This window comes from Planomonospora parontospora (genome assembly GCA_014647935.1).
GTDB classification, from domain to species: Bacteria; Actinomycetota; Actinomycetes; order Streptosporangiales; family Streptosporangiaceae; genus Planomonospora; species Planomonospora parontospora.
In genome coordinates this window covers 273013-295297 of record BMQD01000004.1, presented here as the reverse complement: position 1 = coordinate 295297, position 22285 = coordinate 273013, and the positions used below count along the sequence as shown (strand labels likewise).

At 74.1% G+C, this 22285-nt stretch carries 16 protein-coding genes; 12 read left to right on the top strand and 4 right to left on the bottom strand.

Going from position 1 to position 22285, the window contains the following annotated elements:
* Window positions 1-89 precede the first annotated feature (89 nt).
* From IEZ07_RS08820 to IEZ07_RS08795, 6 genes are all read left to right on the top strand, one after another.
* Window positions 90-944 (top strand): class I SAM-dependent methyltransferase, encoded by an 855-nt coding sequence (locus tag IEZ07_RS08820; RefSeq protein WP_204054317.1) that lies wholly within the window; start codon window positions 90-92, stop codon window positions 942-944.
* Window positions 941-1870 (top strand): lysylphosphatidylglycerol synthase transmembrane domain-containing protein, encoded by a 930-nt coding sequence (locus IEZ07_RS08815; RefSeq protein WP_191894283.1) that lies wholly within the window; start codon window positions 941-943, stop codon window positions 1868-1870. Before IEZ07_RS08820 ends, IEZ07_RS08815 begins: the two co-directional genes overlap by 4 nt.
* A 122-nt stretch (window positions 1871-1992) precedes the next feature.
* Window positions 1993-3087 carry a mannose-1-phosphate guanylyltransferase gene (manB, locus tag IEZ07_RS08810; protein WP_191894282.1) on the top strand — a complete coding sequence of 365 codons (1095 nt, stop codon included), beginning with the start codon at window positions 1993-1995 and terminating at the stop codon, window positions 3085-3087.
* A 91-nt stretch (window positions 3088-3178) separates the two neighbouring features.
* Window positions 3179-4087 (top strand): DNA-3-methyladenine glycosylase family protein, encoded by a 909-nt coding sequence (locus tag IEZ07_RS08805; RefSeq protein WP_191894281.1) that lies wholly within the window; start codon window positions 3179-3181, stop codon window positions 4085-4087.
* Window positions 4088-4648: 561 nt separating this feature from the next.
* The gene (locus IEZ07_RS08800) at window positions 4649-7234 is read left to right on the top strand and encodes a bifunctional FO biosynthesis protein CofGH (RefSeq protein WP_239319755.1); all 2586 of its coding nucleotides are present in this window, start codon (window positions 4649-4651) and stop codon (window positions 7232-7234) included.
* 161 nt (window positions 7235-7395) lie between these two features.
* On the top strand, window positions 7396-9066 hold the full coding sequence (locus tag IEZ07_RS08795; RefSeq protein ID WP_239319713.1) for a substrate-binding and VWA domain-containing protein: 1671 nt from the start codon (window positions 7396-7398) through the stop codon (window positions 9064-9066).
* A 178-nt stretch (window positions 9067-9244) separates the two neighbouring features.
* Here the strand turns inward: IEZ07_RS08795 and IEZ07_RS08790 are convergent, their stop codons facing one another.
* The 3 genes from IEZ07_RS08790 to cofD form a co-directional block, all read right to left on the bottom strand.
* Window positions 9245-10735, bottom strand: a complete 1491-nt coding sequence (locus tag IEZ07_RS08790) for an ATP-binding protein (RefSeq protein WP_204054316.1) — start codon at window positions 10733-10735, stop codon at window positions 9245-9247.
* A gap of 90 nt (window positions 10736-10825) precedes the next feature.
* Window positions 10826-12154, bottom strand: a complete 1329-nt coding sequence (locus tag IEZ07_RS08785) for a coenzyme F420-0:L-glutamate ligase (RefSeq protein WP_191894278.1) — start codon at window positions 12152-12154, stop codon at window positions 10826-10828.
* Window positions 12151-13185, bottom strand: coding sequence for a 2-phospho-L-lactate transferase (cofD, locus tag IEZ07_RS08780; protein WP_191894277.1), 1035 nt, complete (start codon window positions 13183-13185; stop codon window positions 12151-12153). The genes IEZ07_RS08785 and cofD overlap by 4 nt, the downstream gene beginning before the upstream one ends.
* A gap of 250 nt (window positions 13186-13435) precedes the next feature.
* On the opposite strand from cofD, the gene IEZ07_RS08775 reads away from it, so the two are divergent.
* The 6 genes from IEZ07_RS08775 to IEZ07_RS08750 all read left to right on the top strand — a co-directional run bounded on the left by IEZ07_RS08775 (window position 13436) and on the right by IEZ07_RS08750 (window position 21684).
* Complete coding sequence (locus IEZ07_RS08775; protein ID WP_191894276.1) at window positions 13436-15694, top strand: hypothetical protein; 2259 nt, start codon at window positions 13436-13438, stop codon at window positions 15692-15694.
* Between the two features lie 222 nt (window positions 15695-15916).
* Window positions 15917-16177: a WhiB family transcriptional regulator gene (locus IEZ07_RS08770; protein ID WP_068894552.1), complete on the top strand. Its 261-nt coding sequence runs from the start codon at window positions 15917-15919 to the stop codon at window positions 16175-16177.
* A gap of 178 nt (window positions 16178-16355) precedes the next feature.
* Window positions 16356-19211, top strand: a complete 2856-nt coding sequence (locus IEZ07_RS08765; RefSeq protein ID WP_191894275.1) for a glycosyltransferase family 2 protein — start codon at window positions 16356-16358, stop codon at window positions 19209-19211.
* Window positions 19208-20683: a DUF5719 family protein gene (locus IEZ07_RS08760; protein ID WP_191894274.1), complete on the top strand. Its 1476-nt coding sequence runs from the start codon at window positions 19208-19210 to the stop codon at window positions 20681-20683. Before IEZ07_RS08765 ends, IEZ07_RS08760 begins: the two co-directional genes overlap by 4 nt.
* A gap of 135 nt (window positions 20684-20818) precedes the next feature.
* Window positions 20819-21253 (top strand): helix-turn-helix transcriptional regulator, encoded by a 435-nt coding sequence (locus IEZ07_RS08755; RefSeq protein ID WP_191894273.1) that lies wholly within the window; start codon window positions 20819-20821, stop codon window positions 21251-21253.
* A gap of 20 nt (window positions 21254-21273) precedes the next feature.
* The gene (locus IEZ07_RS08750) at window positions 21274-21684 is read left to right on the top strand and encodes a VOC family protein (protein WP_191894272.1); all 411 of its coding nucleotides are present in this window, start codon (window positions 21274-21276) and stop codon (window positions 21682-21684) included.
* A gap of 68 nt (window positions 21685-21752) precedes the next feature.
* Here IEZ07_RS08750 and IEZ07_RS08745 read toward each other — a convergent pair whose 3' ends face one another.
* Complete coding sequence (locus tag IEZ07_RS08745; RefSeq protein ID WP_084007999.1) at window positions 21753-22208, bottom strand: metallopeptidase family protein; 456 nt, start codon at window positions 22206-22208, stop codon at window positions 21753-21755.
* Window positions 22209-22285 lie beyond the last annotated feature (77 nt).

The following is a 22285-nucleotide window of genomic DNA, read 5'->3' as shown; positions in this document are numbered from 1 at the left end:
GACGTGGAGGTTACCCGGCGGTAGGGTCGCGGCTCGCCGGTAGCCTTGGGCACCGCGCGCAAGCAGGCGGACGAGGAACGGTGGAGCGGATGGCGACGGGCAGGGCGGGTGCGGAGCGGCAGGCGCAGCTGGAGTACTCCGAGTTCCAGGCGGCGATGCTGGACGAGGAGAAGCGCCGCAGGAAGGCCGCGAAGATCGTGGCCGTGCTCGGCCACTTCCTCGGCCGGGACACCGACGTGCTGAAGGGGCTGACCGTCGCCGACATCGGCTGCTCGGCGGGGTTCATCGCCGACGAGCTGGCGGAGGCGGGCGCCGCCCGCACGTTCGGCGTGGACATCGACGTGCCGGGCCTGCGCAAGGCGGCCGCGCGCTTCGGCGAGCGGGTGGAGTTCGTCTGCGCGGACGGCACCGCGCTGCCCTTCCCGGACGGCTCGATCGACGTGCTGGTCTTCAACCACATCTACGAGCACGTGGTCGACCCCGACGCGATCATGGCGGAGATGCGCCGGGTGCTGTCCGACGAGGGCGTGCTCTACCTGGGCCTGGGCAACCGGCTCGGGGTGATGGAGCCGCACTACAAGCTGCCGTTCCTGTCCTACCTGCCGCCCGCGCTGGCCGACCGCTACGTGCGCCTGTCCGGCCGGGCCGACAGCTACTACGAGCGCTACCGGACCCGGCGCGGCCTGCGCAGGATGGTCCGCGGCCTGCGGGTCTGGGACTACACGTTCCCGGTGCTGGCCACCCCGGCGGCCTTCGCCGGCTCCGAGCTGTTCCCCGGCGCCGTCGGCCGCGCCGCCGAGGCCGTGCTGTCCCGGCTGCCCCGCGCCGTGCTGCGCGCCCTGCTGCCGGTGGTGCCGACCTACCTGTGGGTGGCCACCAAGAGCACCCGGCGCCCGGCGGGGGTGCGCCTGCCGCAGCCCCCGGACCCGGTCGTCCCGCTGTGAAGCGGCTGGTCCGGATCGGGTTCCTGCTCGTCGCGCTGGGCTTCGGCGCGTGGGCGGTGGCGGGGCAGTGGGAGGCCGTGCGGGCCGGGTTCGCCCGGCTGTCGTGGCCGGCGCTTGCGCTCTCGGTGGCCGCGGTGGTCGCGGCGCTGGGCGGCGGGATGATGACGTGGCGGGCGCTGCTGGCCGACCTCGGCTCGCCGCTGCCGCTCCGCCCCGCGGCGAAGGTCTTCTTCGTCGGCCAGCTCGGCAAGTACATCCCCGGCTCGCTCTGGCCGGTCGTCGCCCAGATGGAGATGGGCCGCGAGCTGGGCGTGCCCCGGCCGCGCAGCGCCGCGGCGTTCTTCCTGACGATGCCGGTCCAGCTCGGCAGCGGGCTGCTGGTCTCGGCGGTGACGCTGCTCGCCGCCCTGCCGGGCTCCGCGGCGCCGTACGCGTGGGCGTTCCTGCTGGTGCCCGTGCTCGCGGTGGCGCTCGAACCGCGGGTGGTCAACGCGGTCATCGGGTTCGGGCTGCGCCGGCTCGGGCGCGAGCCGCTGGAGCGCCCGCTCACCCGGCGCGGGATGCTCACCGCCCTGGGCTGGGCGCTGCTCGGCTGGACCGCGTACGGCCTGCACCTGGCCGCGATCCTGTACGAGCTGGGCCCGTCCGGCCCGTCGGTGGCGGTCTTCTCGGTCGGGGCCTTCGCGCTGTCCTGGTGCCTGGGGATCATGACGTTCGTGGTCCCGGCCGGGGCCGGGGTGCGCGAGGTGGCGATGGTCGCGGTGCTGGCGCCCGTGCTGGACCGGGGGTCGGCCATCACCGCGGCGCTCTGCTCGCGGATCGTGATCGTCCTAGGCGACCTGGTCTGCGCGGGCGCGGCCGGGCTGGCGGCGCGGCGGGCGGAGCATCCGGGCGTGACGGCGGCCGGTGAAAAGACACGTGGTTGATCCCACGCTTCCGGGGACTCTCCCCGTAGGGTGAGGCGAAGTGGGAACGTCGGGTTCCACGCGGCCGGTCGGGGGAGCGATCCCTACCAACGGCCTGTCGAACAGTGGGCTAACCTCTCGGAATGGCGGAGACCCCTTTGTCGGATCTTGAGGCGATCCTCCTCGTCGGAGGACAGGGGACGCGGCTGCGTCCCCTGACGCTGGGCACCCCCAAGCCGCTGCTGCCCACGGCGGGGGTCCCCTTCCTGGCGCACCAGCTCGCGCGGGCCCGCTCGTTCGGCGTGGGCCGCATCGTGTTCGCCACGTCCTACCGGGCGGAGATGTTCTCCGAGGCGTTCGGGGACGGCTCGGCGTTCGGGCTCTCCATCGAGTACATGACCGAGGAGACCCCGCTCGGCACCGGCGGCGCGATCCGCAACGCCGCCGAGGCGCTGACCTGCGGCCCGGACGCGCCCGTGCTGGTGCTCAACGGCGACATCCTGTCCGGGCACGACATCGGCGAGCAGGTCGCCCGGCACGTGTCCCGCGGGGCCGCCGTCACGCTGCACCTCACCGAGGTCGACGACCCCTCGCGCTTCGGCTGCGTGCCGACCGACGAGGAGGGCCGGGTCACCGCCTTCCTGGAGAAGACCCCGAACCCGGTGACCAACCTGATCAACGCGGGCTGCTACGTCTTCACCCGCTCGGTGATCGACTCCATTCCGGCGGGCCGGGTCGTCTCGGTCGAGCGGGAGACCTTCCCCGGGCTGATCGAGGACGGGGCCCTGGTGCTCGGCTACGCCGACGCGTCCTACTGGCTGGACGTGGGCACCCCGGCCGCTTTCGTCAAGGGCTCCCGCGACCTGGTCCTCGGCCGCCTGGCCTCGCCCGCGCTGCCCGGTCCGCCCGGTGACTTCCTCGCGCTGCCCGGCGCGATGATCTCGCCCGAGGCCAAGGTCTCCGGCGGGTCGGTGGTCGGCGCCCGCGCGGTCGTGGAGTCCGGGGCCCGGATCACCGGGAGCGTGCTCGGCGACGACTGCGTGGTCCACGCCGACGCGGAGGTGGTCGACTCGGTGGTCGGCATCGGGGCCCGCGTCTCGTCCGGGACGGTCCTGCGCGACGTGGTCATCGGCGACGGCGCCGTGGTCGGCGCCGGAAACGAGCTCCTGGCGGGCAGCCGGGTCTGGCCCGGCGTCGTGCTCCCCGAGTGCGCGGTCCGCTTCTCCAGCGACGTCTGAGCGGGATGGACGGGCGTCACCGCTTCACCGGCGGTGCCGGAGCGCCGCGGGCGGGCGGCGCGGCTTCCCCGGCGACGCCCGGAGGCCGCCGGTGAGCGTCACCGCGACCGAGCGGTGCCTGCGCTGGGACGGGCCGCTCGACCTCGAGCTGGTCCTGCGGCCGTGCCGGCGCGGGAGCGGCGACCCGGCCTGGCGGAGGACGCCCGACGGGGCGGTCTGGCGGACCTGCCGGACGCCCGGCGGCCCCGGCACGCTCCGGGTGGCCCGGCGCGGCGGGGAGGTGGTGGGGACCGCCTGGGGGCCGGGGGCCGAATGGCTGCTGGAGACGCTGCCCGCGCTGCTGGGGGCCGAGGACGACCCGTCGGGGTTCGTCCCCGGGCACCGCGTGCTGCGCGAGGCGGCCCGGCGCCACCCCGGTCTGCGGATCTGCCGGACCTCCCGGGTGCTGGAGGCGCTGGTGCCCGCCGTGCTGGAGCAGAAGGTCGTGCTGGCCGAAGCCCGGCGGGCGTGGCGGTGGCTGCTCCTGAAGTACGGCGGGCCCGCGCCGGGGCCCGCCCCCGAGGGCATGCGGGTCTTCCCCGAGCCCGAGGTCTGGCGGTCGATCCCGTCGTGGGACTGGCACCGGGCCGGCGCGGAGGCCGTACGGGCCAGGACGATCGCGAACGCCGCCCGGCACGCGGTGAAGCTGGAGGCGGCGGGGGACAGCGCGGAGCTGGACCGGCTGCTGCGGGCGCTGCCCGGGATCGGGGCGTGGACCTCGGCCGAGGTGCGCCAGCGTTCCCACGGCGACCCCGACGCGGTCTCGGTGGGCGACTACCACCTGCCGTCGCTGGTGGGGTGGTCGCTGGCGGGGGAGAAGGTCGACGACGCGGGCATGCTCCGGCTGCTGGCCCCCTACCGGGGGCACCGCCACCGGGTCAGCCGACTGCTGAGGCTGGCCGGTGCGCGGCCGCCCGCTCGCGGGCCGCGGATGCCGGCACGGGACTACCGCTCATTCTGAAGCCGCGGGCTCCGGGTCCGTAGGGCTCGGGGTCGGACGGTCTCCAGTCACGACCGTCGCGCGTGTCGGCTCCGATCAGCGGGGCGAGGACGGCGACGGCGGCGAGGGCGATGAAGAACCAGATCATTTCCTGCTCCTGTGGGAGGTTCCGGTGCGATGTCTCTAATCTATGCAAGCACAAGCATTTACGTCCATCGATACTTGCTTGCGTTGGTCGTTTAGCAATGCTCAACTTTCCGTGCTGGAGTGCTCGGGCGCCCGGTCGCTCCCGTGTCCGGGTGCCCGGCCGTTCCGGCGCCGGGGCGGCCGCCGGGACCCGGGACGCCCGCCGGGGTGGCGCCCCGGGTCCCTGCACGCCCGGCCGGGGTGCGCCCGGCGGCGGCATGACACCAGCAGACCATCTCTGCGCCTTCTATGTCAATTCTTATTATTTTTAGAGGAAACCGTGTGGTGCCGCCGGTCTCCGGCCCGGCCGGGGATCGGTGGACGGAGGCCAGGGACTCCGGTCCTGCGGCGTTGACCTAATGTGCGTACATGAGCGTCACTCCCACCGACACCGCGATGCGCCGGGCCCTGGCCCGGGCGCGCGACGGCAAAGCCCTCGACCCGTCCGAAGCCACCGTCCTGCTGCACGCCAGGGACTCCCACCTGGAGACCCTGCTCGGCCACGCCGGACGGGTCAGGGACGCGGGGCTGGAGGCCGTCGGGCGGCAGGGGATCATCACCTACAGCCGCAAGGTCTTCATCCCGCTGACCCGGCTCTGTCGGGACCGGTGCGGCTACTGCACGTTCGCCACCGCCCCGCACAAGCTGGAGTCCGCCTTCCTCGGCCCCGACGAGGTCCTGGAGATCGCCCGGCAGGGCGCGGCCGCGGGCTGCAAGGAGGCGCTGTTCACCCTGGGCGACCGGCCCGAGGACCGCTGGCACCAGGCCCGCGAGTGGCTGGACGCGCACGGCTACGACGACACGCTCTCCTACGTGCGGGCCATGGCGATCCGGGTGCTGGAGGAGACCGGCCTGCTCCCGCACCTCAACCCCGGCGTGATGACCTGGCGCGACCTGCAGCGGCTCAAGCCGGTCGCGCCGTCGATGGGCATGATGCTGGAGACCACCTCGCGCCGCCTGTTCGAGGAGAAGGGGCAGCCCCATTACGGCTCGCCCGACAAGGACCCCGCCGTACGGCTGCGCGTGCTGGAGGACGCCGGACGCTCCAACGTGCCCTTCACCAGCGGCATCCTGATCGGCATCGGCGAGACGGTGCAGGACCGGGCCGAGTCGCTGTTCGCGCTGCGGAAGACGGCCCGCGAGTACGGCGGGATCCAGGAGGTCATCGTCCAGAACTTCCGCGCCAAGCCCGACACGGCGATGCGCGGCATGCCGGACGCCGACCTGCAGGAACTGGCCGCCACGATCGCGGTGGCCCGCCTGGTCCTGGGGCCGAAGACGCGCCTGCAGGCCCCGCCGAACCTGGTCGACGCCGAGTACGACCTGATGATCCGGGCCGGGATCGACGACTGGGGCGGGGTGTCGCCCCTGACTCCCGATCACGTCAACCCCGAGCGCCCCTGGCCGCAGATCGACGAGCTCGCCGCACGCACGGCCGCCTCCGGGTTCACCCTGCGCGAGCGGCTGACGATCTACCCCGAGTACGTGCTCGCCGGGGAGCCCTGGCTCGACCCGCGGCTTGCCGCGCACGTCGCGGCCCTCGCCGACCCGGCCACGGGGCTCGCGAGGGAGGGCGCCGAGATCACCGGCCGCCCCTGGCAGGAGCCCGACGGCGGCTTCGCCTCCTCCGGCCGGACCGACCTGCACACCGCCGTCGACGCCGAGGGGCGCACCGCCGACCGCCGCGACGACTTTGACCACGTCTACGGGGACTGGGAGGCGCTGAAGGAGCGCCTGCCCGCCACCGCGCAGTCGGACGGCTCCGGAGGCGGTCGCGCCGTCTCCGGTGACGTGCTGCGGGCGCTGCGCCGGGCGGAGGCCGACCCCGCGGGGCTGACCGAGGCCGAGGCACTGGCCCTGCTCGGCCTGGCCGGGGGGCCCGACGGAGCGGGAGCCGACGACGCGGGGCTGGACGAGCTCTGCCGGATCGCGGACGGCCTGCGCCGCGAGGCCGCGGGCGACGAGGTGACCTACGTCGTCAACCGGAACATCAACTTCACCAACGTCTGCTACACCGGCTGCCGGTTCTGCGCCTTCGCGCAGCGCCGTACCGACGCCGACGCCTACACGCTCTCGCTCGACCAGGTCGCCGACCGGGCCGAGGAGGGCTGGCGGGCCGGGGCGACCGAGGTGTGCATGCAGGGCGGCATCCACCCCGACCTGCCGGGCACCGCCTACTTCGACATCGCCCGCGCGGTCAAGGCGCGGGTGCCGGAGATGCACGTGCACGCCTTCTCCCCGATGGAGGTCGTCAACGGCGCCAGCCGGACGAACCTGTCCGTCGCGGACTGGCTGGCCGCGGCCAGGGAGGCCGGCGTGGACTCCCTGCCGGGCACCGCGGCGGAGATCCTCGACGACGACGTGCGCTGGGTGCTGACCAAGGGCAAGCTGCCCGCCGCCGAGTGGGTGGAGGTCATCACCACCGCCCACCGGCTGGGCATCCCGACGACCTCCACGATGATGTACGGCCACGTCGACACCCACGCCCACTGGGTCCGGCACATCCGCCTCATCCGCCGCATCCAGGAGGAGACCGGCGGGTTCTCCGAGTTCGTGCTGCTGCCGTTCGTGCACCACAGCGCGCCCATCTACCTGGCCGGGATCGCCCGCCCCGGGCCGACCGCACGGGAGAACCGGGCCGTGCACGCACTGGCCCGCATCCTGCTGCACGGCGCGATCGGCAACATCCAGTGCTCCTGGGTGAAGCTCCGCGACGACCTGTGCCGCCAGGTGCTCTCCGGCGGGGTCAACGACCTGGGCGGCACGCTGATGGAGGAGACGATCAGCCGGATGGCCGGATCGGAGAACGGCTCGTTCAAGACGATCACCGAACTCACCGCCATGGTCGCCCCGACCGGTCGGCCGGTGCGGCAGCGGACCACCTCGTACGGTGTGCCGGGCGCGGAACGGCTGGCCGCCGCGGCGGCCAGTGACGGCGTTTGTCAAAGTGTGCGTAACTTCGTGCCGCTTGAGCGTCTATAACAAGTTCTCTGTTGACTTGCGCTATGTAAGGGGGGTGTTGGGAGAATTGTCATTCCCCTGAAGCGAGAGGTCCCAGCGTGCCCTCCTCCGGTCGACATCGCGTGGCCGCCGGCGCCGAGAGACGCCGGCATCAGGCGCTGACACGTGTTTCACTCGCCGCGGTGGCCCTGGCGGTCGCCGCCGCCGGAGCCGTGGTGGTGATCACGGACCGGATCGGTGCGGACTGCTCCGGCGAGCCGGTCCTGGTGGACGTCGCCGCCGCGGTGGACATCGCCCCCACCGTGATGGAGGCGGCCGGGCGGTTCAACGCGAGCAGGACCGAGGCCGACGGCCGGTGCGTGCTGGTGCAGGTGACCGAGCGGCCCCCGGCCACCGTGCTGCGGACCCTGATCGGGGACACCGCGGGCGTGCTCGCCGCCCGCCCCGACGGCTGGATCTCCGACTCCTCCGCCTGGATCCGGCTGGCCCGCAAGCAGGGCGCGGCCGACCTGGCGGGCACCGAGACCGTGATGGCCACCTCGCCCCTGGTCTTCGCCACCCGGACCTCGCTGGCGAAGCGGTTCGCGGTCGGCAGGACGGAGATGAACTGGCGGATGGTCTTCCCGCCGACCACCCGGGGCCGCGTCCAGCCCACCGAGAACGAGCCCGACGTGGTCCGCGTCCCCGACCCGTCGCTCGCCGGGGCCGGCATCGCCACCGTGGCCGCGGCCCGGGACGTGGTGGGCACCGGTGCCGAGGCGGACCGGGCGCTCACCGCGTTCGTCCGGTGGGCCCAGGCCGGGGCGGCGCCCGACTACCGCAGCATGCTCGACGCGATCGACGAGCGCTCCTTCTGGAAGCGGCCCGTGGTGATCGTCCCGGAGCAGTCGGTCTGGGAGCACAACCAGCGGCCCTCCGCCGATCCGCTGGTCGCGCTCCACCCGCGCGAGGGGACGATCAACCTGGACTACCCCTACGTGGTCACCTCCGGCGACCCGGCCAAGGCGGCCGGCTCCCGGGCCTTCGCCTCCTGGCTCCGCGCCCCGGAGACCCAGGACGCGGTACGGCGGGCAGGCTTCCGCTCGGCCGACGGCAGCCTGGGTCCCTACGCGCCCGGCCCCGAGATCCCCACCGCGGCGCCCCGCACCCGCCCGACCATCGTGCCCGCGGTGATCGACGAGGCGCTGGAGGCGTGGAGCAGGCTGGCCCCGCCGACCAACATCCTGGTCCTGGCCGACGCCTCCCGGCACATGGCCGAGCCGATCAGGGGGGACAAGGGGCGGACCAAGCTGACGGTCGCCCTCGACGCCGCCCGGCTGGGCCTGCAGCTCTTCCCGAACTCGACCCACATGGGCATGTGGGAGTTCGCCGACGCCAAGGGCGCGGGCGGCGACCACCGCGAGCGGGTGGGACTCGGCCCGATCACCGAGGCCGAGGACGGGCAGGTCGTCCGGCGCAGCCGCCTGGAGGAGCTCACCCGGACCCTGCGCGCCGACGCGAAGCGGGACAGCTCCCTGCACGACTCGATCCTGGCCGGGTTCCGCGAGCTGACCGGGGCCTACGACGAGGGCATGAACAACACGCTCCTGGTCATCACCGCGGGCAAGGACGACGGCAGGGGGATCTCCGGCGGGGAGCTGGCCGAGAAGCTGCGCGAGGAGTGGGACCCGCAGTACCCCGTCCAGGTCGTCGTGCTGGCCTTCGGCGACGACCTCGACCGGGCCACCCTCGACCAGGTCGCCTCGATCACCAACGGCTCGCTGCACGTCGCCCGGGAGCCCGGCGAGATCATCGACGTCTTCCTCTCCGCCCTCGCCCGCCGCCTCTGCCACCCCACCTGCCGCAAGGCCTGACCTCCCCGGCAGGGATCCGGCAGCGGCGAGTTCCACCTGCCGAAGGCCGGGATCGCCGGTGAACGCCTCACCGCAGGAACCGCCGGACGAGTTCGCCGCCGAGGAGACCGCTGCCGCCGACGATGAGGAACCTCATGGCCGGCCACCATAGTTGATCAGTCGCTCCGAAGCGGTGAAGTCAGGAGGTGCCCTGGTACAGCCGGTCGAGGTCGACGAGTTCGAGGTCGGGGCGGGTGGCCGCCGTCTGTTCGAGGTCGGAGGTGAAGCCCGTGGTGGAGAACAGCGCGATGACGGTCTCCGAGGTGTCGTAGCCCTCCCGTTCGAGCAGGCCCCGGATGCCGTCGAGGCGTTCGAGGTCGGGAAGGCCCCGGCGGGCGAGGGTGGCCTTGGCCTCGCCGAGGAGGCGGACCCGCCTGCCGTCGAGGGCGATCACGTCGATCTCGTGCTTCGCTCTGCCGCTGTGGTCCTGGACGCTGGCGAATCCGACTTCGCCCAAGCCTTCGGGTCGGCCCAGCTCGTCCGGGGCGAAGCGGCGGACCCATTCGCGGGCGAGCTCCTCGAAATGCGGGCCGAGGATGTTGGACCGGAAGGTCGGGGCGGCGGCCCGCCAGACCTGCTCGGCGCGTCCCAGCTGGAGCTGCCCGAGGTACGGTGCGGTGATCAGGCGGTCGAAGCGGATGACCGGGTCGGAGACGGTGATCACAGGTTTCCGCGAACGGAGCAGGTCGTGGGTCTTCGTCAGATAGCCGGCCGACTCCAGGACGTCGATCGGATAGCGCACCGCGTTGTTGTCCCTGCCGATGGCCGCACCGATCTTGGACGGGGTGTGCGCGCCGGCCGCGACCGCGCTGAGGACGTCGTAATAAACGGCGCGGGCGGTGATCCTCGGGTCCTCCCGCAGGAGGTAGTCGACCTCGGTCCGGGTGAAGACGCCGACGTCCACCGCGAGCAGGTTCTCCACGACCCAGTGGTCGAAGTCCGCCACCGTCGTGGGGACGCTCGCCATGAGGGGGCGGTAGCCGGGAATGCCGCCCACGCAGGCGTGCACCCGCAGCGCCGCATCCGGCTCGCGGATCCCCCACAGCCGTGCCGCCTCGCGGTAGTCGAGCGCGGACAGGCGCATGTCCAGCATCGCGCGTCCCCGCAGTGGCTCGGTCCCCGACAGCAGGCTGTGCATGACGCTCAGCGCGGAGCCGCAGAGGACCAGCCGCCCTCCGGGCGCCCGCCCGTTCTGGGAGTCGTCGTACAGGTGCTGGATGAGGGAGGGCAGCTGCGGGGCGTGAGCCATCGCGTAGGGGAACTCGTCGATGACGACGAGTCCCGGCGACCCGGCGGGGGCCGTGCGGGCCGCGGTCTCCAGGACGGCTCGCAACAGCCGGTCCCATGACTCCGGCTCGCCCCTCAGCACCGTTCCCAGCCCGGCGTGCTCCGTCATCGCGGCGGTGAACCTGGCCCTGGCCGCGCGGTCCCCCTCGTCCTGCACACACGCGATGTAGAAGCCGCCCACCGCCTCGCAGGCGGCGGTCAGCAGCTGGGTCTTGCCGGTACGGCGGCGCCCCGACACCAGCCCCAGCCGGAGCGGCCCGTCGGTCTGCCCCCCCTCGAAGAGGAAGCGCTCGACCGTCCGCCACTGCCGGTCTCTGCCGACGATGTTCGCAGGCTTCTCCACGATGACCTCCCGCAGGGAAGTGTAAATCGGTTTACGTCAAACAACGTAAGCCGATTTACACTTCTGTGCGGGAGTTCCGGGGAAGCCGGCTCACAACACGATCGTGAAGTCCGCGGCGGCGCGGGGGTCGCGGTCGCGGGGCGGGGCGGCGGGGCGGCCGATGGCGACGGCGCCCATCGGGTCCCAGTCCGCGGGCAGGCCGAGCACCTCGCGGACCACCTCGCGGCAGAACATGGTGGACGACACCCAGGCCGAGCCCAGGCCCTCCACGGCGAGCTGGACCAGGAAGTTCTGCACCCCGGCACCGGTCGCGACCACGAACATCTCCCGCTCGGCCGCGTTGCGGCGCTCGTCGCGGTAGGTGTGCGAGCCGTCCATCACCAGGCAGGGCACGGCCAGGTAGGGCGCGTTGCGCAGCACGTCGCCGCGGCGGACCCGCTTGGCGATCGACTCCTCGGAGAAGCCGTCCCCGCGCAGGTCGGCGATCCACGCCTCGCGCATGGCGTCGAGCAGCTTCTCCCGCACCCCCGCCGACTCCAGCAGCACGAACCGCCACGGCGTCGTGTGGTGCGGCGCGGGCGCGGCGACGGCCGCCTCCACCGCCCGCCGTACCTTGGCGCCGTCGACCGGCTCGGCGGAGAACTCCCGGATCGTACGGCGGGCGAAGACCACGTCGCGCGAGCCGTACCGGAACATGTCGTCCTCGGACTGGCGGACGACCTCGCGGACGCCGGGGCCGTCGTCCTCGGTGGTGTACTCGGCCATGCCGCGGACGACCGCCACCGGGGTCTGCGCGAGCTTGCCCTTGACCAGGTCGCCGGCGGCCGCGAACTCGTCGGCGATGGCGGTCACGGTGACCTCGAGCGCGTTGCCGTGGTCGTCGGACAGGCCGCGGTAGTCGAGCATGGGCGGCACGCCGGCGACGCCGACGGCCATGTCGGTCTGGCCGTTGCGCCAGGGGCGGCCGAAGGTGTCGGAGACGACCACGCCGACCGAGACGCCGAGCCGGTCCCGGACGCCCGCGCGCACGGCCCGGGCGGAGGCGTCGGGGTCGGCGGGGAGCAGCACGATGGTGCCGGGCTCGGTGTTGGAGGCGTCCACGCCGGCGGCGGCCATGACGAAGCCGTGCGCGGTCTGCGCGATCACGGTCTCGCCGCGGCGGGCCACGACCCGGGCGGTCTCGTCCCGGATGGCCTCGGCGCGGGTGGCTCCGCGGCGGACCCGGCCCTCCGCCTTGCTCAGGATCTTGGAGGTGACCACGAGGATGTCGCCGTCGCGCAGGTCGGGCCGGGCGGCGGCGATCAGCGCGCCGACGTCGTCGCCCTCCCGCACCTCGGGGATGCCGTCGACCGCGAAGACCTCGATGCGGACCTCGGAGGGCTCGGTCTCGTCCTGCCGGAAGCGCCGGATCCTGCTCATCGGGCCCCCTCCCCGGCGCCGTCGCCGAGACCGGCGTCCCCGCCGGTGCCGGTGCCGGTGCCGGTGTCGGCGCCGCCGTCCGGTCGCGACCGCGCGGCGGAGAGCTCGGCGGCGAGGTCGAGGGCGGCCCGCGCGATGGCGGCGGCCGACCCGGTGTCGTGCATGATCAGCGGCCGGGCCTCGACCCGGACCCCGTCCAGGCGGACCCCGGCGTCCTCCTCGGCGACCAGCCAGCCGTCGACGAGCGCCGCGCCGTACAGCTCCAGGACCGCCTGGGCGGTCGTCTCCACGCCGATCGCGGTCAGGCAGGCGTCGGCCATGCCGCGGACCGGGGCTCCTCCGACGATGGGGGAGACGCCGACGACGGTCTTGCCCTCCAGGGCCTCGCGGATGCCCCTGATCTGCAGGATCGTGCCGATGCTGACCACCGGGTTGGACGGCGGCAGGATCACCGCGTCGGCCTCCTCGATGGCCTGGAGCACCCCGGGCGCGGGCTTCGCCTCGTCGGCGCCGACCAGGAGGATGCGCTCGGCCGGGACGGAGGCGCGCATGCGCACCCACCACTCCTGGAAGTGCACGGCCCGGCGGCCCTGCCCGTCGTTGATCACGATGTGGGTCTCGGTCCGGTCGTCGCTCATCGGGATCAGCCGCACGCCGGGGTTCCAGCGGGCGCACAGGGCCTCGGTGACCTGCGAGAGGGGGTAGCCGGCGTCGAGCATCTGCGTGCGCACGATGTGGGTGGCGAAGTCGCGGTCGCCCAGGCCGAACCACTGCGGCTCGACGCCGTAGGCGGCGAGCTCCTCCTTGACGACGTGCGACTCGTCCCGCCGTCCCCAGCCCTGCTCCTCGTCGATGCCGCCGCCCAGGGTGTACATCACGGTGTCGAGGTCGGGGCAGACCCGCAGGCCGTAGAGGGTGATGTCGTCACCGGTGTTGCCGATGACGGTGATCTCGGCGTCGGGGGCGGCGGCCAGCAGGCCCCGCAGGAAGCGGGCGCCGCCGATGCCGCCGGCGAGGGACACGATGCGCATGCCGTCCAGTCTCCCACCGGCTCGCGACGCTCCGGTCCGAAGGGCCGGATCCACCGGACGACCAGGACGGGAGCGGCTTCCATAGATCATCCCGGGGAAGGCGGCGGACGGCGGGGCCCCTCACGACGCGCTTCAATTCGCGGTGAATACCGAGTAATGGGACACTTGTGGGATTCATGAGCTTCCTGGGTCCACCGACGCTGAAGTCGGCCATGTGTAAAACTTGGCCCGGGTTTACCCAAGGACCCTAATGGGGGTAATTGTGATCAACGTCGATGCGGGCCGGCTCCGGGAGCCTGCCGCGTGGCTCATGGTCGCCGCGGCGTCCGGGAGCGTGCTCGTCGGCATCGAGCGGCTGCTGTTCGGCTCGTCGCTCGGCGGGTCGTCCTTCGCGCTGCGCGCGGCGGTCTTCCTCCAGCAGCTCGTCTCGCCGGTGACCATCGCCCTGCTCGTCGGCGCGGTCCTGCTGGCGGGCGGCTCCGGCCCGGCGACCGCGCGGCTCAAGCCGATGGTGTACGTGGCCGTGGCCACGCTCGGTCTCGCCGTCCTCTTCGGCGCCATCGGGCTGCTGGGCGGCGTGTTCGCCGGTGACACCGGCTTCATGGGCAAGGTGGAGTTCCTCCTCCTGAACGTGCCCGTGCTCGCGCTGGCCGTGCTCGCCGCGCTCTTCCTGCTCCCGAAGGCCGCGAACGCCCCGGCGGGCGCGGCCCGCCCCGTACAGTCCTGGGACGCCCCGGGGTTCCGCCCCGACGGCGGCTTCGGCGGGCGGCCGGCGGAGTACGGCGCGGCCCCGGCGTACGGCACGGGCCCCCAGCCGCACGAGCCCGCGCCGCAGGCCCCCTTCCACCAGCCGCAGGACCGGGCGCCGCAGGGCGCTCCCGTTCCGGGCCACGGTCACCTCGAGACGCCCGTCCAGGGGAACGGCTTCGCCGAGACCCCCGCGCACCAGGCCCCCGCCCAGGGTCACGCCTTCCCTGAGACCCCCGCCCAGGGTCACGCCTTCCCCGAAGCCCCGGCCCCGCAGGCGCAGTACAGCCCGCCGAGCCCCCCGGCGCTCCCGCCCGCCCCCTCCGACCAGTACGGCCGGCAGCCGGAGAGCGCGTACGCGCCGCAGGAGGGCTCCCACGCCGCGCCGCAGCAGGAGAACGGCTACGCCTCCCAGGGGAGCGACGGCCACACCGGCCAGGCGTCCGCCTACGGCACGGAGAGCAGGCCGCACGGAGCGGCGGCCGAGGGCTCGCCCTACGGCGGCCAGAACGAGGGCCCGCACCGCGCGGCGTCCGCCGAGAGCGGCCTGCCGTACGGCGCCACTCCGGAGAACCCGTTCGGCACGACCCCGGAGAACCCGTTCGGCACCGCCCCGGAGAACCCGTACGGCGCGTCCGCGGAGAGCCGGCCCTACGGGGCTCCGTCCCCCGGCTACGACCAGGTCCCCGCCCAGCACGCCGAGCCGCAGGCCTACACCCCGAGCCCGTACGTCGCGGCGGACGTCAAGCCCCAGGCCCCGGTGCCCTACGAGCCTCCGGCGGGTTCCTACGAGCCGCCCGCCCAGGCCTACGCCGCCCCCGCCGAGCCGTTCCCGCCCGCGCAGTCCCCGTCCCAGGGTTACGAGCCGGCCGCGCAGTCCCAGGGTTACGAGACCCACGCGCAGTCCCCGGGCTACGAGTCGTCCGCCCAGGTCCAGGGGCACGCGGCCCAGTCGCAGGGCGCGCCCCAGGGGTACGGCGACTCCTCGCCGTCGAACTACGTGCCGCAGCCGACCGACCCGCTGCTGTCCGGTTACGGGCAGCAGGGGGAGTCCTACGGCCAGCCGCAGGGCGAGCCGCAGTCCCACCCGCTGTCGCAGGACCCGTTCCCCGCGTCGCAGCCCGCGCCGTACACGCCGGCCGACAGCCGGCCGCGCCTGTCCTTCGACGCGCAGCCGCAGGGATCCGCGTTCCCGCAACCGCCGGAGAACTACGGCCAGCCGCTCACCGGCTACTCCGGGGCGGAGTTCGCCCGGCAGAGCGACCCGGGCCTGCCGTACCCCGACCCGGCCGACCCCCGCTCCCAGCAGATCGCCCAGGCGTACCAGCAGGCGGAGAGCTACCAGCAGTCCTCCGGGACCGAGCCGCAGCTGCGCGTGCCGGAGTACACCTCCTCGCCGGGCGCCGGATACGACGACCCGTTCGGGCACCCGCAGACCCCGCAGGCGCCCCCGATCCAGCAGCAGGCCCAGCCGCAGGCCCCGCAGCCGGGCCAGGGCCAGCCGTGGGAGGCGCCCGCGGAGGCGACGCTCAGGTTCGACCCGGGCGCCTACCGGAACGACCCGCTCAACGCCCCCGGCCCGGGGGACCAGGCGGGTACGGCGGGCCGGGGCTGGGACTCCCAGCCCATCGACCCGACGGCGATCTACACGCCGGAGCGCCCGGGCCAGGCAACGGGAGAGGAAAACCTCGACAGGGAGAGGACGGGACCTGGTCAGGAGCCGAACATGTCCTGGTACGGTTCCGACCGTCGAGAGCACTGAAGGCCCAAGGCGATCTTCACGATCGCCGGGGGCAATTGCCATCGTCGCAGGCACACGCCTCAGAGCCGGGGAGAGCGGGTCTTTCCCCGGATAGCGGCATGCCGCTTGACGCCACACCAGCCACGCGCGTGTAATTACAGGCGTGTTGTTACGTCTCCCTCCGGGTGGGTAAGGGGGAGGCGTTCATAGGGGGCTCCATTGCGGGCGGCAAGGAGGTGTGCAGTGGCCGACCTGGTCATCGCACAGGACGGCGGCGCTGAAGAGCAGCTTGGTTGGCAGGAACGCGCGCTGTGCGCGCAGACCGACCCGGAGGCGTTCTTCCCGGAGAAGGGGGGATCGACTCGGGAGGCCAAGAAGGTGTGCCGTTCCTGTGAGGTGCGTGCCGAGTGTCTGGAGTACGCACTCGAGCACGACGAACGGTTCGGCATCTGGGGCGGGCTCTCCGAGCGTGAGCGTCGCCGGATGAAGCGTCAGGCCGTCTGAGGGGACGACGTCCGACGCGTTGAAGAAATCCAAGGCGCCCTCCGGGGCGCTCGACGATATCTCGATGAGGTCACGCGGCTGCCGGCCGCGTGGCCTTTTTTCGTGCCGCCGGTATATACGGACATAAGGTGCCGTATCGTGGTCGCCGCCGATCACCCACTCCTGGACCACGGGACGCATGTCCATCACCGACTCCCCCCGCACGCCCCACACCGTCACCGCGATCGTCGTCTCCCACGACGGAGCCCGCTGGCTGGGGGAGACCCTCGACGCGCTGCTCCGGCAGACCCGGCCGGTCGACCGGATCGTCGCGGCGGACAACGGCAGCCGCGACGGCGGCGCCGACCTGCTGACCCGGACCCTCGGATCGAACGCGGTGCTGACCCTGCCGCGCTCCACCGGCTTCGGCGAGGCCGTGGCCGAGGTGCTGAAGAGGTTGGAGCCCGCCGGGGGGCACGAGTGGATCTGGCTGCTGCACGACGACTGCGCGCCGGACGCCCGGGCGCTGGAGCACCTGCTCCGGGCCGCCGACGCCGATCCCAAGGCGGGGGTGCTCGGCCCCAAGCTCCGCGACTGGCTGGACCGGCGGCTCCTGCTGGAGGTCGGGGTCACGGTCGACCGGACGGGCCGCAGGGACACCGGCCTGGAGGCCAGGGAGTTCGACCAGGGGCAGTACGACGGCGTCCGGGACGTGCTCTCGGTCTCCACCGCCGGGATGCTCATCCGCCGCGACGTCTGGGACGAGGTGGGCGGGCTCGACCCCTTCCTGCGGATCTTCCGTGACGACCTGGACCTGTGCTGGCGGGTCAGGAACGCGGGCCACCGGGTGCAGAACGTCACCCGCGCGGTCGCCTGGCACGCCGAGGCCGCCTCCCGGCGGCGCCGCCGCATCACCGTCAGCGGCGCCCACCCCCGGCGGCTGGACCGCCGCAACGCCATCTTCGTCGTCCTGGCGAACCTGCCGGCGGGGCCGCTGCTCCGGGCCCTGCTGCGCAACCTGGCCGGATCGCTCTTCCGGGCCGCCATGTTCCTGCTGGCCAAGCAGCCCGCCAACGCGCTGGACGAGGTCGTGGCGTTCGGCTCGGTGCTGGCCCACCCCTGGCGCCTGCTCCGGGCGCGCCGCGCCCGCGCCAAGGGCAGGAAGCAGCGCTACAACGCGGTCAAGCGCCTGCTCACCCCGCCGGGCGCGGGCTACCGGCGGCTGGTGGACCGGATCCAGAACTACCTGTCCGGCGGTCCGGTGGAGTCCGCCGGACGGCACCACGCCGTCGTCCGGGCGCAGGAGGACGGGGAGGAACTGCTCACCGACGACGCCGGGGCGACCCGCCGGGTCTTCGGCAACCCGGGCGTGCTGCTCTTCCTGGCGCTGCTGGCGGTCACCCTGATCGCCGAGCGGGGCCTGGTCGGCGGCACCAGGCTGGGCGGCGGTGCGCTCGTCCCGGTGACCGGCGGGGCCGCCGACCTGTGGCGGCTGTACACCGAGGGGTACCACCCGACGGGGCTGGGCAGCGACGCCTGGGCCCCGCCGTACGTCGCGGTGCTGGCCGCGCTCTCGTCGGTGCTGCTCGGCAAGACCTGGCTGGCGGTCTCCGTGCTGCTGCTCGGCTGCGTCCCGCTGGCCGGGTTCTCCGCCTACGCGGCGACCCGCAGGATCGTCTCCGGCCGGTGGACCCGCGTCTGGCTGGCCTCCTCCTACGCGCTGCTCCCCGTGGCCACCGGCGCGGTCGCCGCCGGGCGGCTCGGCACGGCCGTGGTCTTCGTCCTGCTGCCCGTCTACGCGGCGCTGGCCACCACGCTGCTCTCCGGCGAGGGCCGCCGGGCCCGCCGCGCCGCCTGGGCGCTCGGGCTCCTGCTCGCGGTCGGCACGGCCTTCGCCCCGGTCGTCTACCCGCTCACGCTGCTCCTCGGCGCGCTGGCCGTGCTGGCCTTCCCGAGGCGGGGCCTCGGCGTCTCGGTGGCCGTCGCGTTCGGCGTCCCGGTCGTGCTGCTGCTGCCCTGGCTGGTCCAGCTGGTCGCCGACCCCGGCCGGTTCCTGCTGGAGGCCGGGCTCCACCGGCCCGAGCTGGTCGATCCCGCGCTTCCGGCCGAGTCCCTGCTCCTGCTCAGTCCCGGCGGTCCCGGGATGCCGCCGTTCTGGGTGACCGCCGGCCTCATCGTCGCGTGCCTGGCGGCGCTGCTCATGCGCCGCAACCGGATGGTCATCGCGATCGGCTGGGGCGTGGCCCTCTTCGGCGTCCTGGTGGCGGTGCTGGCGGGCCGGATCACGGTCACCTCGCCGGGTGGCGGCACCGAGGCCCCCGCCTGGCCGGGGGTGCCGCTGGCCTTCGCGGCCCTGGGCATGCTCGTGGTGGCGGCCCTCACCGCGGGCCGGGTCGCCGAGTTCCGCGCCGCCGGAGGGCTGCGCCGGATCGCCGCGCTGCTGGTCGTGGCGGTCGCGTTCTCCACCCCGCTGCTCGCGGCGGGCATGTGGATGGCGCGGGGCACCCCCGGACCGATCAGCGGGAACGCGCGCGACGCGGTGCCCGCGCTGGTCGCGGCCAACTCCGGCGGGGGCGAGCGGACCCTGCTGCTGCGCTCCCGCGACGGCGCGCTGACCTTCACGGTGCTGCGCGGCCGCATGCCGCTGATCGGCGAGGCCGACATCCCCTCGCCCGAGGGGCCGCGTGACCTGGTGAGCGTCGCCGCGGCCGGGCTGGTCTCCGGCAGGGGGGGCGACGACGCCCGGGTGCTGGCCGCGCACGGCGTGCGGTTCGTGGTGGTGGCCAGCCCGGTGAGCCCGGAGATCAGCCGGGCCCTGGACTCCCAGCCCGCGCTGGCCAGGATGAGCCTGTCCCGGGAGCTCGGCGTGTGGCGGCTGACCCAGCCGGTCGGGATGCCCCCGGTCCCGCCCGGCGACCCCTGGCACGCCCGCTGGCTCTGGGTGCAGGCGCTGCTGGTGTGCGTGGTGGCGGTCCTGGCGGCGCCCGGCTCGCGGAGCGAGGAGGAGCTCCCGCAGGACGAGCCCGAGACGGAGAGGGAGCTGGCGGCCCGGTGAAGTCCCTGATCGAGAACCGGTTCGGTCTCCTCGTCCTGGTGCTGGTGGCGCTGCTGGCACTGTACGGCACGGCCGCGGCCACCCGCCCGGACCGGACGGCCGCCGGAGGTGCGGCGGCCGCGCCCGAACCCCGCAGGGTGCCGATCTCCTCGGTGACGACCGTCTGCCCCGCCCCGGCGGACACCCGGGTCGGCGTCGTCACGCCGCCGGACGGCGGTGACGCGGGCCCGGGGACGGCCACGATCACCGTCGAGGGGACCGGAGGCGGGGACGGCGGGGACGCCGGGGCCGCCGGGGACAAGGTCCTGGACACCCTGGACACGCCGGGGAGGCTCTGGCAGCAGGAGGTCCCCGCCGGGAGCGGTCCCGTCACGGTCACCGCCACCGGGAGCAGCGCGGCGGGCCTGGAGTCGGCGCAGACGCGCCGGGAGACCTCCGGCGGGCAGCGGGGCCTGGCCGGGGTCCGGTGCGTGGAGCCGGCCGCGAGCACCTGGCTGGTGGGTCCGGGCCCGGCCGCGGCCGACGTCAGGCTGTACCTGTCCAACCCCGATCCCGCCCGGGCCGTCGTCGAGGTCCTGGTCTACTCCGGCGAGGGCCCGGTGGCGGGCGGGACGGGAGGCACGATCGTCCTGGAGCCGGGTGGGAGCCGTACGGTCGACCTGAAGGAGCTGGCCCCGTCGCCGCTCGTCATGGCGGTCGAGGTGCGCACCGCCACCGGGCGGGTCACCGCCGCCGCCCGCGCGATCATGAACGGCGGTCGGGGCGTCGACTGGCTGCCCGCCGCGGCGGCCCCGGCCACCCGGGTCGTGGTGCCGGGCGTCCCCGGCGGAGGCGGGAAGCGCGAGCTGCTGGTGGCCTCCCCGGCCGAGGTCGACACGCTGGTCGAGGTCAAGGTGCTGACCCCCGACGGGACCTACGCGCTCAAGGGCCGCGAACTGGTCGACGTGCCCGCCGGATCCGTCGTCTCCGTCGACCTGTCCACCGGGATCGGCGGGCAGCCGGCCGCCCTCGTGCTCACCTCCGAGACGCCGGTCGTGGCCGGGCTGGCCGCCACCGGGACGGGGAAGAAGCCCGACGTGGCCTTCACCGCCGGGGCGGCCCCGATCGACCTGGGCAGCGTGGTGGCCGACAACCGCACGGACGGGAAGCGGGGATCCCGGCTGGTGCTGGCGGCGCCGGAGGCGGAGGGCAAGGTGAGCGTCCAGGTGCTGCCGCGTTCGGGCGACGCGCCGGAGGCGTTCGAGCTGGGCATCGCCGCCTCCCGCGTCAAGGAGGTCAAGCTGCCCGAGACGGACGGCTCCTTCGCGGTGGTGGTGCTCCCGCTGCCCGGCTCGGGCCCGGTGTACGGCGCGCGGGTGATGGACGAGCGGATCAAGGACGGGCTCGCGCTGACCGTCCAGCCGCTGGCCGCCGCCCGCATGTGGGCGCTGGTGCCGCCGGTCACCGAGTCGGTCGCCACCGTCGTGCCCTGACGGCTCTCATCGGTGGTGACGCAGGCGGATCCCGGGGAGGCCGGGCTCACCGGCTCGGCTCACGGCCTGCCCGACGAGGGGGCGGCCGTCTCCCCGGCCGGTGCGCCCGGGGTGAGGCGTGGGAGGATGGCATCCATGTCCGACAGGCGCGCGCACGAGCAGCGGCTGCGCGACATCGCCGCCATCCGCCGCGTCCGCGACCGGATCGACCGCGAGTACGCCGAGCCGCTGAACGTCGAGGCGCTGGCCCGCGGGGCGCACATGTCGGCCGGGCACCTGAGCCGGGAGTTCCGCCGCATCTACGGCGAGTCGCCGTACTCGTACCTGATGACCCGGCGGATCGAACGGGCGATGACGCTGCTGCGCCGGGGGGACCTCAGCGTCACCGAGGTCTGCTTCGCGGTGGGCTCGTCCTCGCTGGGGACGTTCAGCACGAGGTTCACCGAGCTGGTCGGCGTGCCGCCGAGCGTCTACCGCCAGGACCACTCGCAGGCGGCGGCGGGCATCCCGCCGTGCCTGGCCAAGCAGGTGACCAGACCGGTCAGGAATCGAGAAGCGTCCCCTCCGTAGCCGCGCCTAGCGTGAGGGGCATGGACATCACCATCCACTACGCCTTCCTCCCGCACACCGACCCCGAGGCCGCCCTGGGCTTCTACCGCGACGTCCTCGGCTTCGAGGTCCGCAAGGACGTCGGTTACGAGGACATGCGCTGGATCACCGTCGGGCCGGCCGGGCAGCCCGGGACCTCCATCGTGCTGCACCCGCCGGCCGCCGACCCCGGCGTCACCGAGGAGGAGCGCCGCACCGTCCTGGAACTGATCGCCAAGGGCACCTACGCCGCGATCACCCTGGCCACCGACGACCTCGACGGCCTCTTCCAGCGTCTGGAGGCCGCCGGCGCCGACGTGGTCCAGGAACCGATCGACCAGGACTACGGGATCCGCGACTGCGCCTTCCGCGATCCGGCGGGCAACCTCATCCGCATCAACCAGCTCACCTGACGCGCGACCGGGGCCGCCCGGGCCGGTGGACACCGGCCGGGAGCGGCGCCGCCGACGGCGGGCACGACCTAGCCGCGCTCGTCGTAGCCCGGGTCGACGGACTCGGGGGAGAGCCCGAGGAGCCCGGCGACCTGCTCCACCACGGTGTCGTGGACCATCGCGCCGAGCTGGTCGCGGTCGTTGGCCCTGGCCTCCAGGGGCCGCCGGTAGACGATCACCACGGCGGGGCGGTCCGCCGCGGCGGGCTCGGCCCGGCCGAACGGGATCGGCTCGCCGGTGAGCGATCCGGGGCCGTCGCCCAGGTCGTCGGCGGGCGGCACCTCCTCGACGGCGAACTCCATGACGGCCAGTTGCTTGCCCCACCGGGGCTTGAGCCGGTCCACGGCGTCCAGGACGAGGTCGTCGAAGCGCTCGCTGCGGGACTTGGCGATCGGCACGTGCGAGGGGGCCAGCGGGCCGCGCATGCCGCGGCCGTGCCGGTCGCGCCTGCGCGGCGGGCGGGGTCTTCCGGGTGCCGAACTCACCTGTAAAGCTTAGACGCGCCGGGGAAGGGCCCGCGAGGGGTGGAGGCGACCGATGCGCCCCGGGCGGGGACGGCCCC